The following is a 17737-nucleotide window of genomic DNA, read 5'->3' on the forward strand; positions in this document are numbered from 1 at the left end:
TCGCTACCCCTGCTGCGCGGGGGTCGAGACCACGAGCCCATCCAGGTTCGGCGCGATCTTGATCTGGCAGGACAGGCGGGAATTCTCGCGCACGTCGGAGGCGAAATCGAGCATATCCTGCTCCATGTCCTGCGCCTTGCCCACGACGTCGATCCAGTCGTCGGCCACGTAGACGTGGCAGGTGGCGCAGGCGCAGGCGCCGCCGCATTCCGCGTCGATGCCCGGGACGTTGTTGCGCAACGCCGTCTCCATCACGGTCGCGCCGACGCTGCCTTCGACGGTCCTCTCCGTCCCGGCGTGGTCGACGTAAGTGATCTTGGGCATGCTCGGCTCCGGGCTCGCGTCGAGCGGCCTCGCTTCGACGGGCGGGGTGACTGCTTGGCGGCTGAGGCCATGGAATGCAAGCGCGGTGGCGGCGGTCCGTTCCGGATCGATCGCCGCATCCGCATGCGCTCGGCGGACCGACGCTCTTAAGACTCGGTGTCCGGCTCGATCTCCTCCAGCGCCGCCGCGACCGCCTGCACGAGGTCGTCGAGCGCGACAGCCTCCGTGCCGGCCCGCAACTGCGCCTCGGCGGCGTCCGCGCAGGCGCGCACCCGCGTGGCGCCGACGCCGGCGGCCGAGCCCTTCAGGGTATGGGCGAGGTCGGCGCGCTGCGCGCTGGGCAGGGACGGATCGGTCAGCCGGAGCAGGATTGATCGGCATTGCCCGGCAAACAGTGCCAGCACCTCGCCGGCCAGCTCGGCGTCGCCGCCGGTCTGCGCATCGAGCTCCGCACGATCGATGGCCAGCATGCGCGCACTCCCGGAATCCGCATTCTTCTGGGGGTTGCCGAACCGATCCCCATGATTCACCCCCTGATTCGCCGGACGGGGATCGCGCAGGGACCCTCATCTGCGCCAAGATGGTGGAGCCGGAAGGCAGCGGCCGCAGTAACCATAGCGTTAACGGTTTCTGGGGTCGGACGGCGGCTCGGGTATCGGCAATCGGTGTCCGCGTCTAATCCTGTAATGGTAAACGGGACGTTGCGTCTCTGGCATCAGCCTCCCCAGGTGCCGGTGAAACCCGTGTGACGAGGCGTTGAATGGCGACCGAGAAGAAGCTGAAGGACCCGGCCGAGGCCGCGCTCTCTGCGATCGAGCAGGCGCTGAACCTCGACGCCCTGACGCCGACCGGCACCGAGAGCCGCGCCGAGCCGCGCCTGCCCGATGTCGGGGATGCCCATCCCCTGCTCGACGGCGCCCTCGATCCGGCCGGCCGCCAGATGCCGCCGCGCCTCGACCTCGATCCGCCGCTGGCCTCCGACCTGCCCCCGCCCGGCCGCGAGCGCCTGCGCCGCGAGGGCGGCCTGCTGCCCCCCGACCGCTCGCTGGTGGCGAACGACGACCGGCGCAACATCGGCATCCTGCAGCAGACCCTGCGGGTGCGCTCCTCGCCCAAGCCCTACCTGTTCGCACTGCTGGCCGGGCTCGCCTGGATCGCCGGCCTGGTGCTGGTCGCCTGGCTGCAATCCGGCGGCGACCTGCGCGGCGTCGTCTCGGGCCTCACCGCCCTCCAGGCGACCGTGGGCGCCGCGGCCCTGCTCGGCCCGGTCGTCCTGTTCGTGATCGCCGCCATGCTGGCGGCCCGGGCGCAGGAGATGCGCCTCGTTGCCCGCGCGGTCGGCGAGGTCGCGGTGCGCCTCGCCGAGCCGGAGAGTTTTTCCACCGACGCCGTCCTGACCATGTCGCAGACGGTGCGCCGGGAAGTCGCCGCGGTCGGCGACGGCGTCGAGCGTGCGCTGGCCCGGGCCGGCGAGCTGGAGACCCTGGTCCGCGGCGAGATCGCCACCCTGGAGCGGGCGTATTCCGACAACGAGATCCGCATCCGCTCCCTGGTCGAGGAGCTGGTCGCCCAGCGGGAATCCATCGTCACCAACGCCGAGCGGGTGCGCGGCGCGATCACCGGCTCGCATCAGAGCCTCAGCCAGGAGCTCGAGGGCGCGTCCGAGCGGATCGTCATGGCGCTCACCGGCGCGGGCGAGCGCGTGACCGGGGCGCTCGACGCCCGCGGCGCCGCCATAACCGCCTCCCTGGGCGAGGCGGGCGATCGCGTCGTCAACCTGATGACCGGGCGCGGTGACGAGCTGATCGAGAGCCTCGCGAATACCAGTGAGGGCGTGCGCGGCAGCCTGCTGGAAGTCGGTGAGACCCTGACGCGGGCCTTCGAGACCCGCGCCCGCGACGTGAGCGGCGCCTTCGAGGCGACCGGGACCGCCCTTACCGGGCGGATCGCGGAGAGCACCGCCTCCGTGGCCCAGAGCCTTGCCGAGACCGGCCTGCGCGTCAGCGAGTCCCTGGAGCGCCAGGGCGGCGTCGTGCGCGAGAGCTTCGAGCGCTCGGTGATCGGCCTGGAGAACGCCTTCCTCTCGCGGGGCTCCGAGCTGACGGAGCGCTTCGGCGCGATGGGCACCCAGATCACCGCCCGCTTCGCCGAGACCGGCGCGGCCCTGACCCAAGACATCGCCGGCCGAGGCTTGGCCCTGCGTGCCGAGATCGAGAATGCCGGCCTGTCCGTCGCCGAGGCGATCGAGAGCCGCGGGCGCGACGCCCAGGCCGCCCTGGCGCTGGCCATGGGCGGCGTCGGCGAGACGCTGACCAGCCAGGCCGGCGCGGTGCGCGACGACCTGCTCGGCACCGCCGAGCGGATCGCCGAGACGGTTGCGGACCGCGGCAACGCCCTGGCCGAGCGCATGGACGGCATCGCCGCGCGCCTGCACGACACCGTGACGATCCAGGCCTCGGATCTCGAGACCCGCGTCGCGGCCGCGGCCGAGCGGGCCGGCGGCCACATCACCGACCGGACCCAGGCGGCCACGGAGAGCCTGGAGAGTGCCTTCTCGGCGCTGGGCCACGGCTTCGAGGCCGGCGCCGCCTCCGCGGTCCAGTCCCTGCGCGGCTCGGCAAGCGCCGTCACCGGCGAGGTCGAGGCCCATACCCGCGAGGCCTCCGCCCGCCTGGTCGAGACCCTCCAGACCCTGCGCCACGGCTCGGCCGAGGTGACCGGAGCCGTCGAGGCCGAGACCGCAGACCTGCTGGCCCGCTTCCGCGACGCGGCCGACCGGGCTGGCACCGAGTTCGGCGAGCGCGGCTCCGCGGCCGTGTCCGCCCTGCGCGCCGCCCTGGACGACCTCAACCGCGAGCTGTCCGCCCGCACCGGCGATGCCACCGGCAGCCTGACGCAGGCCGCCCGCGCCATCTCGGACGACCTCGCCGCCCGCATCGGGGAGATGGAGGCCGCCTTCGGCGCGCATGGCAAGGGCGTCGCCGAGCTCCTGGCCAGCCACGCCGAGGAGACTCAGACCCGGATTAGCGGCACCGGCCGCGACATCGTGCTCGCGGTGGCGAGCCAGGGCGCGCGCATCGCCGACACCCTCAGCCAGACCGGCGCCAGCTTCGCCGAGACCGCGGACGTGCGCGTCCGGGCGATCGACGAGACCCTGGGCAGCCGCCTCTCCGCCCTGCAGGAGACCATCGCCCGCGGCGACAGCCTGGCCGACCGCATCGGCCGCGACACCGCGACCTTGGGCGAGACCGTCGGAGCCCGTCTGGAGGAGATGGACCGGCTCATCACCGTCAAGGGCCAGGCGGTGGCCGAGACCATCGCGACCCGCGCCCGCGAGGCCGGCAGCCTGGTCGAGACCCATCTCGGCAATCTTGAGGAGCGCTCGGCCAAGCGCGCGGCCGAGATCGGCGAGGTCGTGGCGAACTTGGTCGACCATGTCGACGGCCGGATCGATTCCCGCGGCCAGGCCCTGAACGAGGCGCTGGCCGCCCGGACCGGGGAGATGGCCCGGATCATGGAAGAGGGCAGCCGCAACCTGGTCGCGGTGCTCGATGGCCGGGCCGAAGGGCTCGGGCAGGACATCGACCGGCGCACCGCCGAGATGGCCCGCCGCATCGCGGGCAGCGCGGAGCATTTCGATGCCGGCGTGATCAGCCGCCTGCAGGCGATCGCCGACGCCCTGGAGGAGCGCGCCCGCCTCGTGAACGAGAGTTTTGGCGTGCAGGCCTTCGAGGCGATCCGCCTGATCGAGGCGCGCACCCGCGCGGTCGACGAGGAACTGGCCGGCCGCACCCGCGATCTCGTCGCCACGATCACCGACCGCACCGGCGGCATCGACAGGGCGATGGCCGAGAGCATCGGTACCCTCACGGGCGCCGTCGCGGAATCGACGCGCGTTCTCGAAGCCTCGCTGTCGGGGCGCGTGCAGGAGATCGTCCAGCTGGTGGACGAGCGCGCCCAGAGCGCCGACGCGGCCCTGTCCGACCGGACCGAGGACGTGCGTGCCGCCTTCGCCGAGCGCTCGGAGCTGCTCGCGAAGCTGATCGACGAGCGCATCACCGCCATGTCGAGCGAGCTCGACGAGAAGGGCCGGAGCGTGTTCGGCGCGATCGGCGGCCGCATCACCGAGCTGGCGCGCTTGTTCGACCGCGGCGGCACCTCGCTGGCCGAACTGATCGACCAGCGCGGCGAGAGCGTCCTGTCGAAGCTCCAGCAGACCATCGCGGATGCCGAGCGGATGCTCGAGGCCGGCGAAGGGCGCCTGGGCCACACCCTGTCGAGCCGCACCGCCGATATCAGCGGCCTGCTCGACGAGGGCGTGCGCTCGGTCCACGGCCTGCTCGACGACCGCACCAACCAGATCCGCGTGATGCTGGACGGCCATGCCGGCACCCTGGCCAGCACCCTCGACGGCCGCATGGGCCCGCTCAACGAGGCGCTGGACACCCGGAGCCACGCGCTGATCGCGGCCGTCGAGGAAGCCTTCGGCAGCGCCGCCGGCAGCCTGGATTCCCGGACGCAGGCGCTGGGCAGCCTGTTCGACGAGCGTCTCGGCCATCTGGAGAACCTCGTCGAAGGCCGCGGCAACCGCCTCGCCGAGACCCTGGATGCCCGCGCCCAGGGCCTGCGGACCCTGTTCGAGGAGGCCCACAACGCCCTCGACGCGGTGGTTGAAGGCGGGGGCGGCCGTTTCGCCGCCTCGGTCGACGCCAAGATCCAGGCCCTGCGGACGATGCTGGAGGAGGCGCCCGCCGCCGTCACCGCTTTGGTCGAGACCCGGGAGCGCCAGCTCGCCGCGACCCTCGACAGCCGCACGCAGCGCCTGCGGGCCCTGTTCGAGGAGGCCCAGTCCGGCCTGCGCGACCTCGTCGAGGTGCGCGGCCAGGAACTCGCCGACACGATCACGACCCGGACCGAGGGCCTGCGCCAGACCCTCGACGCCGCCCCCACCGACATGGCCGACCTGCTGGACGCCCGCTTCGCGGACCTGCGCGCCCTGTTCGAGCGCGCGCAGGCGGAGATCGACCGTTTGGTCGATGGTCGCAGCCGCGAGATCGCCGGGACGATCGAGCACCGGACCCAGGCCCTGCAGAGCGTGATCGAGCAGGCGAGCCCGGCCATCGCCGGCCTGCTCGAAGCGCGCGAGACCCAGTTCGCCGAGGCCTTCCAGGTGCAGAGCGGGCAACTCCAGACCCTGTTCGAGCGGGCGCAATCCAGCCTCGAAATCTCCGTCGAGAACCGTGGCCGGGAGATCGCCATGGCGGTCCAGGCGCGCACGCAGGATCTGCGCAACCTCCTCGATGCGGCGCCCACGGGCGTCGCCGCCCTCCTGGACGCCCGGATCGAGACCCTGCGCGCGACCTTCGACGAGGCCCGCTCGGCGATCGAGACGCTCGTCGGCGAGCGCAGCCAGGCGCTGCTCGATGCCGCGCAGGGACGGACCGGCTCGCTGGTCGAGGCTTTCGACGCGCGGATCCGTGACCTGGACGGCGTCGTCGAAGGGCGCACCGCCGCCCTGGTGCACTCCGTCGAGGCGCAGAGCGAGGCCCTGGCCCGGGGCGTCGACGCCCGCGCCGACGCCTTCACCCAGCGCATCGACAGCCGCATGCGGCTGTTCGCCACCCTGGTCGCCCAGCGCGCCGAGACCCTGGCCAGCGCCTTCGACGACCGCCACGACGCCTTCGCGGGCCTCATGGACGAGCGCACCGCCAGCCTGGTGGCGGCCCTCGACGAGCGGGCGCGGGCGCATGCCGAGCAGGTCGACGCGCACAACGCTGCCCTGGCCGAGACGCTCAGCCGACGCGAGGCCGCGCTGGCCGGCCTGATCGATGCCCGCACCGAGGCGCTGGGGGCCGGCTTCGAGCGCCGGGCCACCGCGTTGGGCGCCCTGGTCGATGCCCGCGGCGAGGCCCTGTCCCGCCGCCTCGCGGAGAGCGCCGAGGCGCTGGTCCGCGCCATCGAGGAGAAGGGCGGGGCGCTGATCGCCAGCGTCGACGGCAGCGGCCGTGCGGTCGGCGACAGCCTGGAAGGGCATGTCGCGCGCCTGCGCGCCGCCATCGACGGGCCGATGCTCGACCTGTCCCGTGCCCTCGCCGATCGCGCCGATTCGATCGAGCGGGTGCTGATCGAGACCGGCGTGCCGCTGGCGGAAACCCTGCGGCTGCAGACCGAGGAACTGGCCGCACAGTCACGGGCCTCGGCCGAGCTGCTCCGCGCCGCCATCGACGACGGTGCAGGCCGCGCCCTCACCGAGCTGTTCGAGACCAACGACCGGCTCGGCCGGGAGCTGGGCGCCGTCCTCCAGCGGATCGAGGGCGCCAACGCGGCGCTGGGCGAACTGGTCTCCGGTGCCGGCACCAATCTCGGCGCGATCGAGCAGGGCTTGGCCGGCCGGGTCGAGCAGGTCCAGACGGCGCTGCAGCGCATCGCCTCCGAGACCGGCCGCGCCACCGCGGGTGTCTCGGCCCAGGTCGAGGCCCTGCGCGAGGTCGCCAACACGGCTTTGCGCGAGGCGTCCGGCCTCGCCGAGACCCTCGACGGCCGCGGCCGCGCGCTCGGCGAGCAGACGTCCGTGCACGTGTCGGCGCTCGACCGGGCGGCCTCTTCGCTCGCGGCGATCGAGGAGCGGCTGGGGGCGACCCTGTCGGGACGCGAGGCCGCGCTCGCGGAGGCGCTGGCCGGCTTCGAGGCCCGCGCCAACGTCCTGGAGCAGCAGGGCGGCGCCCTCGCCGAGACGATCGAGCGGACGCTGCGCAGTGCCGAGGAGCGCGCCCGCGCCGTCGGCGAGTCGCTGACGCGCTCGGCGGAAGGTGCGGGGGCTTCGGTCACCAGCGCCTTCGAGGGCCTGAAGGACAGCGCCGGGGCCGAGAGCGAGAAGGCGGCCCAGGGCGTGCGCCAGGCCATCGAGGAGGCGGCCCGGGAGATGCGCAGCGGCCTCGACGAAGCGCAGACCAAGTTCGGCGCTTCCGTCTCGTCCCTGCGGGAGATGGCGGGCTCGATCCGCGGCGAACTCGACGCGACCCGCGCCGAACTCGCCCGGGGCGTCCTCGACCTGCCGCGCGAGACGCAGGACGCCACCGGCGAGATGCGCCGGGTGGTGGCCGACCAGATCAAGGCGCTCAACGAGCTCTCCGCCCTGGTCTCCCGCACCACGCGCTCGGTGGATGTCGCCCAGCCGCAGGCCCAGCGCCGGGTGGCGGAGGGCGGGTCCCGCGCCGTCGCGGCGCCGCAGGCCAGCAGCGCTCCGGCTCCGTCCGCGGCACCTGTCCAGACCGTGTCGGCTCCGGCGCTGCCGGCGCCCCCTGCCCCGGTGCGGTCCGCCACCGGTCAGGCCCGGATCGAGGCGCCGCGGCCGTCCGCGACCGCCCGCCCCGTCGCCATGACGGCGGGCGGTGCCAAGCGCGGCTGGCTGTCCGACCTGCTGACCCGCGCCTCCCTGGATGAGGACGACGATGCCGAGGCGGAGGCGACCAATGCCGCCGCCCCGGCGCCGGCGGGCCGCCCGTCTCAGACACCGGCCCAAGCCACGTCCCAGGCTCCCGCCGAGACCGGCCGGATCGCCCTGGACACGATCTCGACCGACATCGCCCGGATGATCGAGCACCGGACCGCGGTCGACCTGTGGGAGCGCTACCGCCGGGGCGAGCCGAACCTGTTCGACCCGCGCATCTACACCGCGCAGGGCCGGACCACCTTCGCGGAGATCCAGCGCCGCTACCTGTCGGATGCGGAGTTCCGCCGCAGCGTCGACCGCTACGTGGGTGAGTTCGAGCGGCTGCTCGGCGACGTGGTCAAGAACGACAGCGACGCCAAGCGGACCGACGCCTACCTCACCTCGGAGACCGGCAAGGTCTACACCATGCTGGCCCATGCCAGCGGGCGCTTCGACGGGGCTTAGGACGACAGCCGGCGCGGGCGCTCATAGGGCCCGCGCCGAAAGAGCAGGGCGTTCAGAGCAGGCCGAGTCCGACCAGTTCGCGGCGCAGGGCCTCGGGCATCTCGGCGAGGTCGCCCGATTGCCCGGCCCCCAGATCGGCCGGCGCGTCGCGGGCCGTCAGGTAGCGCCAGCCCTGGAACGGCCGGCAGGGGCGGGGCGACACGGGTACGAGGCGCGGGTCGAAGACCAGCCGGCAGCGCGGAATGCCGTCCTCCCCGGTCAGCTTCTCGATGGCGGTGATCGCCTGCCGGCAGGACAGGGTCCCGCGGATCACCCAGTAGATCGAGCCCTTGCCAGTAATCTCGCGATGGCGCTTTGGCAGGGTGCGGGTGACGTGGAACGAAACGGCCGGGCGTCCCTCGCGCAGCGCCTCGGCCCGGAACCGCTCCTGACGGGCTTCGAGGTCGGCGATCGAGGTGGGTCCGACGCAGAGCTTGATCAGGTTCAGGGCCACGGGCGTTTTCGTCTCACGACCTTCGGCGGGCGCTCCTGATAGCAGGGCTGCGCGGCGCCGTCAGGCGAACAGGGCGAGCCGCTGCTCCGGCGGCAGCGCGTCGATCGCCGCGAAGCTCAGGATCGGCGCATCCGGCTCGGCGGCGGGTTCGGGGGCGGCGGCGATGATATCGGCCCAATCCTCGGCTTCCGCAGATCCGTCATGGTCGACCGCGTCATCGCTGAACACGGCCGCCTCGGCCTCCATCACCGCCTCGGTCTCCGCCCCGTCCGAGACCGGCAGGAACACGATGTCCTCGTGGAGCGGCGGGCTTCCGGGGCGGGCCACGAGCGCCGCAGCCGTGACGGCCGGAACCTCCATGGCGATGTAGCGGTCGATGTCGCTCTGGCAGAGGTCGGATAGCTGGACCTCCGGGCGGGTGCCGGCCGCCGGGTCGCGGGGCATCGGCGGCACCCGCTCGGCCTCGCTGCCCCAGATCGCGATCATCGCGGCGAGCCGGTCTTCGAGGTAGCGCAGGGTGTAGACGATCCGGGCGGTGCGCTGGGCGGTGAGGTCCTGGAACGAGCAGGCGGTGTAGATCGCCGTCGCGTGCCGATCCAGCGCGTCGCAGGTCGGCGCGTCGGCGCCCCGCTCGCGCAGGATCCAGGCCGCTTCTTGGATCGCCTCGGCCGAGCCGAGGATGTCGGAGGTCGCCTGCTCGGTCTCGCGCACGATGGCGTCCAGCGCCAGCGAGGCCTGGGTGAGGCGGGTCTGCTCGTTGTCCCGCGCGCTGATCGCGGCGATCTCGGCCTTGGTCTGGTTGATCGCCGCGGCCATCTCGACGAGGTTGCCGTGCAGCTGCCCGAAGGTCTGGTGATCCCGCTCAGCGGTTACCGCGTGTTCCAGCCGGCTCATCGCGCCGAGCAGCATCTCGGTCTCCGCGGCACGGTTGCGGCGGGCATATTCGGCCAGGAACCAGCGCCCGCGTTCGCTGAGGCAGATCGTCGCCTCGATCGCTTCGTACTCGGCGAGCGCACCTGCAGGGGCTGAACCGGACATGGGATCCCTCCGAACCCGAAAGGCCGGTGCGGCGACGGCCGGGAGGTCGTGCGCAACCAATGTGACAGGGGCAGTTTAACGGGGGCCTAACGCTGAGGCGGTGATTTATTTTCAAATGGTTTTACGCACCGGGCGGCCGGTCATTCAATTCGCTCAACCTTCATGAATTTGGCTTATAGGCGTGAGATCGTGCCAAATTCGGAGTTGGGGCGAAGGCGACCGATATTTTATCCAATAGAACTCCGTTGCGAGATCCCTGCCGAGCAGGTCGGCGAAGGGCGAGAGGCGGCTCTCGGCTGGGCACACCGGTGGCCGTACTCAAAAATCGATACGCGGCCGGCTGCGAGGTTGTCGCGTTGCGGCGACGTGCCGGCGACGCGATATCCGTGTTGCGTGCCCGGGATGAACCGGCGCATCAAAGCCTTGCGCTCCGGGCGTCGGTGAGCTCGTTCTCAAAACTCGACACGGACCCGCATTTTTGAACCTTCGGATAGTAACGGAACGACCAGCGGGGATCGGTGCGCTCGCTTTCGCGTCCCCGTAACGCGTCCATGAACGTGTTGAAGCGTTCCCGCTCCGCGGTCATCAAGCGCAACGTCGTCGTGCGGATGTATTCGGGCGGCAGGGCGCGGGCCTTCATGGCGGCGACCCCGTCCTGAACGGCGCGCGGGTTGTCGTCGACGATCAAGGTCGTGTCAGGGTGGAAGAACGCATCCCGGCCGCCTTTGCTGCGGGTCGACACGACGGGCAATCCGGCCAGGAGGTATTCGGTGCCCGCGTACATCGCGCCTTCGACTTTCGACAGGCACAGGCCGACATGGGCCGACGCCATCGCGTCGTTGACCTGGATATGGTCCATCGGTGAGAGGATGCCACCGGTTATTGTATTGCAGATCGCGTGACCGCTCGGCAGGTGCGTCACGAATTTGTTCAACTGTGATCGCTTCAGGCCGGGCGACCAGTGATCGAACAGCTTGGTCACATAGGCGCAGCTCGGCACCAGCCGCGCCAGATCGTGCCGCTTCATCGGAGCGAGCATGGCATTGTAGATGGCGTCGTAGGTCCGTTCCCGACCCGGGACCGGGACGTACATGGTCTCGTCGATGAACATGTTCTGCGGCACACGCAAGGCATCGACCCCGAGCCTGCGCAGCAGTCGCTCTTCGGCGTCTGTGTTGGCCATGACGATGAGACGGGCGCCGGGATGCGCCTTGCGGAACCGATGATACTGCACCGCTAGCGAAAGGGCGTAGGTCGGCCGCTCGAGGCTCATCGTGACGGGATGCAGGAAGATGAACGGCTCGTCCGGAAACCGGGACGCGAAATAATGCGCCGCGCCGAAGGGCGGTGGCCGCGGCTGGCTGCAGAAGATCGGTGGATCCAGGCTCAGGAACAGGCCGGCGATCGGCATGTCCGGCGCGAAGGTCTGCGGGCTGCGCGCAAACATTTTCTGCAGGCCGGCCAGCTGGCTCAAGACGGGAACGCTGAACAGAAACGGGTATCTCAGAGCATAGAGCTGAATCATGCCGATGACTCGTCGCCGCCCTCTGATCAAGACCTCCGGTCTCGATCGGGCCGCCCAGAGGACGTTTTGGCCTTGGGCATAGGGCGTCGTTCAGTACGATAATTTGTTCTCGGCGATCATAAATTGTTGTTTAATTTTCTGTTTACATTGTTTCTCCATTGAAAATGGGTTCGTCGCCGGCTTTGATGCCGGTGGCTGAGATGGGATCGGCAGCGCGCGTCCGTGCCGAGGCCGAACCACGGATCGTGGCGCCGGTCGGCACTCGACCGGCGGGCTTCGGGAATCCCGGGCGGCAGGAGCACGGGACGGGCATCGGCACCCGTTTGGAGCGTCGACCCTCATGGACGTTCCCAGTTTCCGCCCGATCGCGTCGCCAACGTGGTCAGGCTGCTGGGTTGCCAAGAAAATGCCGAGAACCAGGAAAGTCGCCGAGAACGTTGCGAGGAATGCAGCGGGCGCTTACGGCAACCGAGCCCACGGTCGGGGTACCGCTTGCGCCGTCCCGGATCTCGCCGCCTGATCGTTCCGCCGCCTCGCCCTCGAAAACCCCCGTCCCAACCTTGCACCGCCCGTCCGGCCCGGCGCGCCTGTCGCTGCTCTACGCCGTCGTCTTCACCGAGATCGGCATCGCGATGCCGTTCATGCCGCTTTGGCTCGACGGCCTCGGCCTCGACGCCCGGGTGATCGGCGTGCTGCTCGCCCTGCCGATCGCCACCCGGATCGTCGCGACGGCGCCGCTGATGAGCCTGCTCGACCGGGGCTTGGGCCCGCGCCGGCTGATCCTGCTCGGCAGCCTCGCCCTCAGCCTGACCTACGCGCTGATGCCGGGCGCCGCCGGGATCGGCTGGCCCTTCCTCGCGATGCTGGTCATCCTCAACGCCGTCGCGGGCGCGCCGCTGGTCCCGTGCATCGATTACCTGACCCTGGCGGCCGTGCGCCGCGACGCCCGCCTGATCTATGCCCGGATCCGGATGGCCGGCTCCATCGCGTTCCTGCTGGCCAATTTGGCGGGGGGATTCCTGCTCTCGGCGCTCGGCGGCCAGCTCGCGGTGCCGCTTCTGCTGACCGGCCTCGCCCTGGCGGCGGGCCTCGTGGCTTGGCGCAGCCGCTCGGTGGTGGCCCTGCCCCAGGTCCCGCCCGGCGCCGTCCGGGCGCGCCTGCCGCTGACGCTCTGGCTCTGTATCGGCGCGGCGGCGGCGATCCAGGCGAGCCACGGGGCGATCTACGGGTTCGGCAGCATCTACTGGACGAGCCAGGGCATTGCGCCGGTCTGGGTCGGCGCGCTCTGGGCGACCGGCGTCCTATCCGAGATCGCGCTGTTTGCCGGCATCACCGCCCTGCCCGCCTCCTGGCGAGCCCCGATGCGGCTCCTGGCCCTCGGCGCCGGCGCGGCGATCCTGCGCGCCATCGGCATGTATCTCCTGGGCGATCACTTGGCCGCCCTGGTGCCGCTTCAATGCCTGCACGGCCTGACTTTCGGGGCGACGCAGCTCGGTGCGATGGCGGCGGTGTCGGCTTTCGCCCCCGAGGGCGCCCGGGGGCGGGCGCAGGGCACGCTGAGCGCCGTCAACGCGAGCATCTCCGTGGGCGCGACCCTGGTGAGCGGCATCGCCTACCGGGCCGGCGGCCCCCTCGCCTTCCTGCTGATGGCGCCGCTGGCCGCCTGCGGCCTGGGCCTGGCCCTCGCCTCCGGACGCGCCCGGGGGGTGACGTTGGACACGGATCGTCAACCGTAATGTCGACATAACCACACGGCAGGGTGGTGCCTCCGAGAGAGGTGCCTCCAAGTGAGGAGTGAGGGCTTGCTGAGCGAGGGCATGGTTCCCGGCGCGTCGCTGCGGGATCGGCCGGCGGACGGCCGGCTGGCGCTCGACGGTCGCTGGACCGCCGATCAGGCGCCGACCGTCGAGGCGAATGCGGCACGCCTCCTGGCCGCCGGCCGGGCCGGTGCCGTGGCGGTCGACCTGTCGGGGATCGAGCGGCTGGATACGCTGGGCGCCTGGGTGCTCGAGCGGACCCGCGCCGAGATCGCGCAGGCGGGAGGCGCGCTGACCTATGTCGGCGTGCGGCCCGAGCATCGCACCCTGCTGGGTGAGGTGCGCCTGCCCGAATCCGGAATCGTGCCCTCGGGCCGGCCCGGCCGCATCGTCAGCGTGCTCGATACGGTCGGCCGCGAGACCGTGCGCGGCGGCCACGAGTTCGTCACCGCCCTCGCCTTCCTGGGCGAGGTGATCGCCGCCTGCGGGCGCGTCGCCCTGCGGCCCAGCACCTTCCGGGGCACGGCCCTCGTCAACCAGATCCAGCAGGTGGCGTTCAATGGCGCCCCGATCATCGTGCTGATCTCGTTCCTGGTCGGCGGCATCGTCGCCCAGCAGGGCATCTTCCAGCTCCAGCGCTTCGGCGCCCAGACCTTCGTGGTGAACCTGATCGGCCTGCTGATCCTGCGCGAGATGGGCGTGCTGCTCACCTCGATCATGGTCGCGGGCCGGTCCGGCTCGGCGATCACCGCCGAGATCGGCTCGATGCGCATGCGCGAGGAGGTCGACGCCCTGCGGGTCATGGGCCTCGATCCCGTCGAGATCCTGATCGTGCCGCGGGTGCTGGCCCTGATGGTCGGCCTGCCGATGCTGACGCTGATCGGCGACATCGCCGCGCTCACCGGCGGTGGCCTCACTGCCATGCTGTACGGCGGCCTGACGCTCGATCAGTTCCTCGTCCGGCTCCAGGCGGCGGTCGGCGTGCACCACGTCATGGTCGGCCTGATCAAGGCCCCGTTCATGGCACTGATCATCGGGATCCTCGCCACGATCGAGGGCTTCGCCGTGGAAGGCTCGGCCGAATCCCTCGGCCGCCACGTCACCGCCTCAGTCGTGAAGTCCATCTTCATGGTCATCGTCCTCGATGGATTGTTCGCGGTGTTCTTCGCCGCGATCGATTTCTGAGCCCGTCCAGATGATCGCCCCCGCCATGCCCGAGACCGAAGCCGGCCCGGCGCCCATCATCCGGGTGCGCGATCTCGTGGTGGGATTCCGCGACCGGACCATCCTCAAGGGGCTGAACCTCGACATCCGGGCGGGCGAGATCATGGGCTTCGTCGGGCCGTCGGGCCAGGGCAAGTCGGTGCTGACCCGGACGATCCTCGGCCTCACGCCGAAGCGGGCGGGCATGATCGAGGTGTTCGGCCGCGACGTCGACGGCATGACCCAGGCCGAGCGCCGGCGGATGGAGCAGCGCTGGGGCGTGCTGTTCCAGCAGGGCGCCCTGTTCTCGGCGCTCACCGTCAAGCAGAACATCCAGATGCCGATGCGCGAGCACCTGCACCTGTCCGAGCGCCTGCTCGACGAGTTCGCTCGGCTCAAGATCGAGATGGTCGGCTTGCAACCGGACGCCGCCGACAAGCTGCCCTCGGAGCTGTCGGGCGGCATGATCAAGCGGGCGGCGCTCGCCCGCTCCCTGGCGCTCGATCCCGAGATCCTGTTCCTCGACGAGCCGACCTCGGGGCTTGACCCGATCGGCGCGGGCGAGTTCGACGACCTCGTCTCGACCCTGAAGGAGACGCTGGGCCTGACCGTGTTCATGGTCACCCACGACCTCGACAGCCTCTACACCGCCTGCGACCGCATCGCGGCGCTGGGCGACGGCCAGATCATCGCCGCCGGCACGATCGAGGAGATGCTGGCGAGCGACCACCCCTGGCTGCGCTCGTACTTCCACGGCAAGCGGGCCCGCGCCATCACCTCCGGGGTGCCGGCGCATGCCTGACCGCCCCTTCCCCCTGATCCCGTCCCGCTCCCGTCCGGGATCGGCGACACGCAGCTCGGCCGGACCCGGTTCGCCGAGCGGAACCGCAGGCTGACCGCATGGAAACCCGCGCGAACTACGCCCTCATCGGGGCCTTCACCCTCGCCGTGATCCTGGCGGGCTTCGGCACCGTGCTGTGGCTCTCCGGCGGGTCGTCGCGGCAGGTCAGCCAGACGGTGCGCATCGTGTTCTCCGGCTCGGTCGGGGGGCTCTCCCGCGGGTCGAGCGTGAACTTCAACGGCATCAAGGTCGGCGAGGTCACCGATATCCGCCTGGCCCCGCAGGATCCGCGCCGGGTGCTCGCCCAGATCAAGGTCGATCCCTCGACGCCGCTGCGGGCCGATACCCGTGCCCGGCTCGATTCGGCGATGCTGACCGGCGTCTCGGTGATCTCCCTGTCGGGCGGCAACGCCGACGCGCCGGTGCTCGCGCCGATGGCCAATGGCGAGCCGCCGACGATCTTCGCCGATTCCTCCGACATGCAGGACATGATGGCGCTCGCCCGCCAGGTGGCCCAGCGCGCCGACGACATGCTCGCCCGGCTCGACCGGATCGTGGCCGGCAACGAGGGCGCGATCAACCGGGCGCTGACCAACGTCGAGGCGTTCTCGAAGACGCTGGCCGATGCCGGCCCGAACATCGCCACCCTGGTCAAGGCGGTGGACGGGGTGAAGCTCGGCCACGTGATCGACAATGCCGACCGCTTCTCCGAGGCCCTGTCGAAGTCCAGCCCGGACATCGAGGGCGCCGTGCACGATGCCCGCTCGCTGGCGGCCAAGCTCAACGCCTCGGCCGACAAGATCGACGGTGTGCTCAACGGCGCCCAGAGCTTCCTCGGCTCCGCCTCGGGCCAGGAGGGTTCCAGCACGTTTACCGAGATCCGCGCCGCCGCGGTCTCGGTGCGCGATGCCGGCAAGGCCTTCCGGGTCATGTCGGAGAACCTGGACAAGCGCACCGCCAGCATCTCGACCAATTTCGGCCGCCTCAGCGGCACCGGCCGCCGTGAGGTGGAGGCCCTGTCGGGGGACGGACAGCGCACCCTCAACACCCTGAACCGCACCGTGCGCAGCCTGGAGCGCGACCCGAGCCAGGTGATCTTCGGCGGCAAGCCGTCGTTGCCCGAATACAACGGCGGCCGGTGAAATCATCGGTGGCCGGGTCGATGTGTCCCGGCGCACGGCACGGATACGGGCGAGGGATAGTTTCTGCGGCATAGCTTATACAGCTCTGCCGCGCGTCGGCGGGGTTCCTCAGGTTGTGCGTATGGCCCGCTCGTCCCACCTTCTCGCTGCCGCGCTGCTCGCCGCCCTCCTGGGCGGCTGCGGCGGCGGCGCGGCACCGCTGACCTTCGATCTCGCGGCGCTCCCGCCGGCCAGGCGCCCGGTCGCGGCCGGCCGCTCGATCGCGGTCTCGGAGCCGGTGGGCATCCAGCCGTTCGAGGCAGACCGGATCATCGTGCGCGAAGCGGGGGGCGCCCTCGCCTTCCTGGGCGGCGGCCAATGGGCCGATCGGCTGCCGCGGCTGATCCAGACCCGTCTCCTCCAGAGCCTGGAGAATTCCGGCCGGCTCCGCTCGGTCAGCCGGCCCGGCGACAAGGTCGTGGCCGATTACCAACTGATCAGCGAGATCCGCGCCTTTGACATCCAGGCCACGACCGGGGAGGCGGTGGTCGACCTGTCGCTGAAGCTCGTGGCCGACGGCACCGGCAAGGTGACGGCCGCCCGGATCTTCACGGCCCGCGTGCCGGTGGCGAAGATCGATGCCGGCAACGGCGCCCAGGCCCTCGATCAGGCCCTGACCATCGTGTTGGCCGACGTGGTGCGGTGGGTGAATACCGGGCGGTGATCGGGCATCATGGCGGCCACACGCGGCCGTCCTTCAAGCGCCCGGCAAGCGCCCGGCGGCAATCAGTCGATAGGAGATGGCGCTTCGTCAGCCCGGAATACGCCCAGGACGATCATTTGCTCCGGCCGGTCTTGCGTGAGCGCCAAGACAGCTCTCATGTCGCCGGCACGCACGATGAAGGTCTCTTCGCCGTGTCGCGTGCCTAGGCGGACGACATCCTCCGAATGCGTCAGGGTCTCGCGATCTTTCGAGACGTGCTCGACCTTTTCGAGAAGGCGGCTCACGTCGATGTCGTTGACGTCGCGCGCCTGCATGCGGTCGACGGCATGCTGGGTGAACACCGTGTTCATGGGTGACGATCCCCCGCCTCGGATCCGAACATCCGCTTGACGTCGTCGAGCGTGCGCAGCTTCCCGTCCTGAATATCGCGTTTCGCCGCTTCGATCATCGGGCCGACCAGTTCCTGAAGCGCGATACCTAGCACGTCGGCCTCACTCAATGCGCGGCGCATCCTGTTTTCGTAGCGGGCGGCCCCCCAGCCGTACAAGTCCATGCCCAACAAGACGATCACGAGAAGCCAGAAGGAGCGACTATAGGGCGTGGCGCTCCAATCGAGGATCTGTACTCCGTCGATCGTCTTCGTGATTTCGAAGATGTAAGCGCCGGACAGGACGTTACCAAGAAGACCAAAGAGGCCGAGGCCGACGGCTTTCACCAGTGGGTGGTCGAAGAGCAACCGCCTGATGCGCTCCACGGGTCCGCCCCTGATTCCCTTGAACTCCGTTCAGCCTTGAGCTTGCTGCGACGCGACGAT

The 17737-nt window shown here is 70.8% G+C and carries 13 protein-coding genes; 6 read left to right on the plus strand and 7 right to left on the minus strand.

Annotated elements, in window-relative coordinates:
* Window positions 1-3 precede the first annotated feature (3 nt).
* Both MKL11_RS01935 and MKL11_RS01940 read right to left on the minus strand, forming a co-directional pair.
* Window positions 4-324, minus strand: a complete 321-nt coding sequence (locus MKL11_RS01935) for a 2Fe-2S iron-sulfur cluster-binding protein (RefSeq protein WP_007568306.1) — start codon at window positions 322-324, stop codon at window positions 4-6.
* A gap of 146 nt (window positions 325-470) precedes the next feature.
* Complete coding sequence (locus MKL11_RS01940) at window positions 471-794, minus strand: Hpt domain-containing protein (protein ID WP_243939757.1); 324 nt, start codon at window positions 792-794, stop codon at window positions 471-473.
* Between the two features lie 290 nt (window positions 795-1084).
* Here MKL11_RS01940 and MKL11_RS01945 point away from each other — a divergent pair, with 290 nt between their 5' ends.
* Window positions 1085-8221 carry a hypothetical protein gene (locus MKL11_RS01945; protein ID WP_243939759.1) on the plus strand — a complete coding sequence of 2379 codons (7137 nt, stop codon included), beginning with the start codon at window positions 1085-1087 and terminating at the stop codon, window positions 8219-8221.
* 52 nt (window positions 8222-8273) lie between these two features.
* On the opposite strand, the gene MKL11_RS01950 is transcribed toward MKL11_RS01945, so the two are convergent.
* From MKL11_RS01950 to MKL11_RS01960, 3 genes are all read right to left on the minus strand, one after another.
* Window positions 8274-8714, minus strand: coding sequence for a DUF1489 family protein (locus tag MKL11_RS01950; RefSeq protein WP_243939761.1), 441 nt, complete (start codon window positions 8712-8714; stop codon window positions 8274-8276).
* A 60-nt stretch (window positions 8715-8774) separates the two neighbouring features.
* A complete protein-coding gene (locus tag MKL11_RS01955) occupies window positions 8775-9752 on the minus strand; it encodes a hypothetical protein (RefSeq protein WP_243939763.1) in 978 nt (325 codons plus the stop codon).
* Window positions 9753-10167: 415 nt separating this feature from the next.
* Complete coding sequence (locus MKL11_RS01960; RefSeq protein ID WP_243939765.1) at window positions 10168-11307, minus strand: glycosyltransferase; 1140 nt, start codon at window positions 11305-11307, stop codon at window positions 10168-10170.
* Between the two features lie 530 nt (window positions 11308-11837).
* On the opposite strand from MKL11_RS01960, the gene MKL11_RS01965 reads away from it, so the two are divergent.
* The 5 genes from MKL11_RS01965 to MKL11_RS01985 all read left to right on the plus strand — a co-directional run bounded on the left by MKL11_RS01965 (window position 11838) and on the right by MKL11_RS01985 (window position 16923).
* On the plus strand, window positions 11838-13013 hold the full coding sequence (locus MKL11_RS01965; protein ID WP_243939767.1) for an MFS transporter: 1176 nt from the start codon (window positions 11838-11840) through the stop codon (window positions 13011-13013).
* An 81-nt stretch (window positions 13014-13094) separates the two neighbouring features.
* On the plus strand, window positions 13095-14219 hold the full coding sequence (locus tag MKL11_RS01970) for an ABC transporter permease (protein WP_243939810.1): 1125 nt from the start codon (window positions 13095-13097) through the stop codon (window positions 14217-14219).
* Between the two features lie 10 nt (window positions 14220-14229).
* Window positions 14230-15039, plus strand: a complete 810-nt coding sequence (locus tag MKL11_RS01975) for an ABC transporter ATP-binding protein (protein ID WP_243939769.1) — start codon at window positions 14230-14232, stop codon at window positions 15037-15039.
* A 98-nt stretch (window positions 15040-15137) separates the two neighbouring features.
* Window positions 15138-16220 carry an MlaD family protein gene (locus MKL11_RS01980; RefSeq protein WP_243939771.1) on the plus strand — a complete coding sequence of 361 codons (1083 nt, stop codon included), beginning with the start codon at window positions 15138-15140 and terminating at the stop codon, window positions 16218-16220.
* Window positions 16221-16341: 121 nt separating this feature from the next.
* Window positions 16342-16923 carry an ABC-type transport auxiliary lipoprotein family protein gene (locus tag MKL11_RS01985; RefSeq protein WP_243939773.1) on the plus strand — a complete coding sequence of 194 codons (582 nt, stop codon included), beginning with the start codon at window positions 16342-16344 and terminating at the stop codon, window positions 16921-16923.
* 62 nt (window positions 16924-16985) lie between these two features.
* On the opposite strand, the gene MKL11_RS01990 is transcribed toward MKL11_RS01985, so the two are convergent.
* Window positions 16986-17273, minus strand: a complete 288-nt coding sequence (locus tag MKL11_RS01990) for a DUF4258 domain-containing protein (protein ID WP_243939775.1) — start codon at window positions 17271-17273, stop codon at window positions 16986-16988.
* Window positions 17270-17659, minus strand: a complete 390-nt coding sequence (locus MKL11_RS01995; RefSeq protein WP_243939777.1) for a hypothetical protein — start codon at window positions 17657-17659, stop codon at window positions 17270-17272. Before MKL11_RS01995 ends, MKL11_RS01990 begins: the two co-directional genes overlap by 4 nt.
* Window positions 17660-17737 lie beyond the last annotated feature (78 nt).

The organism is Methylobacterium sp. J-077 (genome assembly GCF_022829365.1).
Classification (GTDB): Bacteria; Pseudomonadota; Alphaproteobacteria; order Rhizobiales; family Beijerinckiaceae; genus Methylobacterium.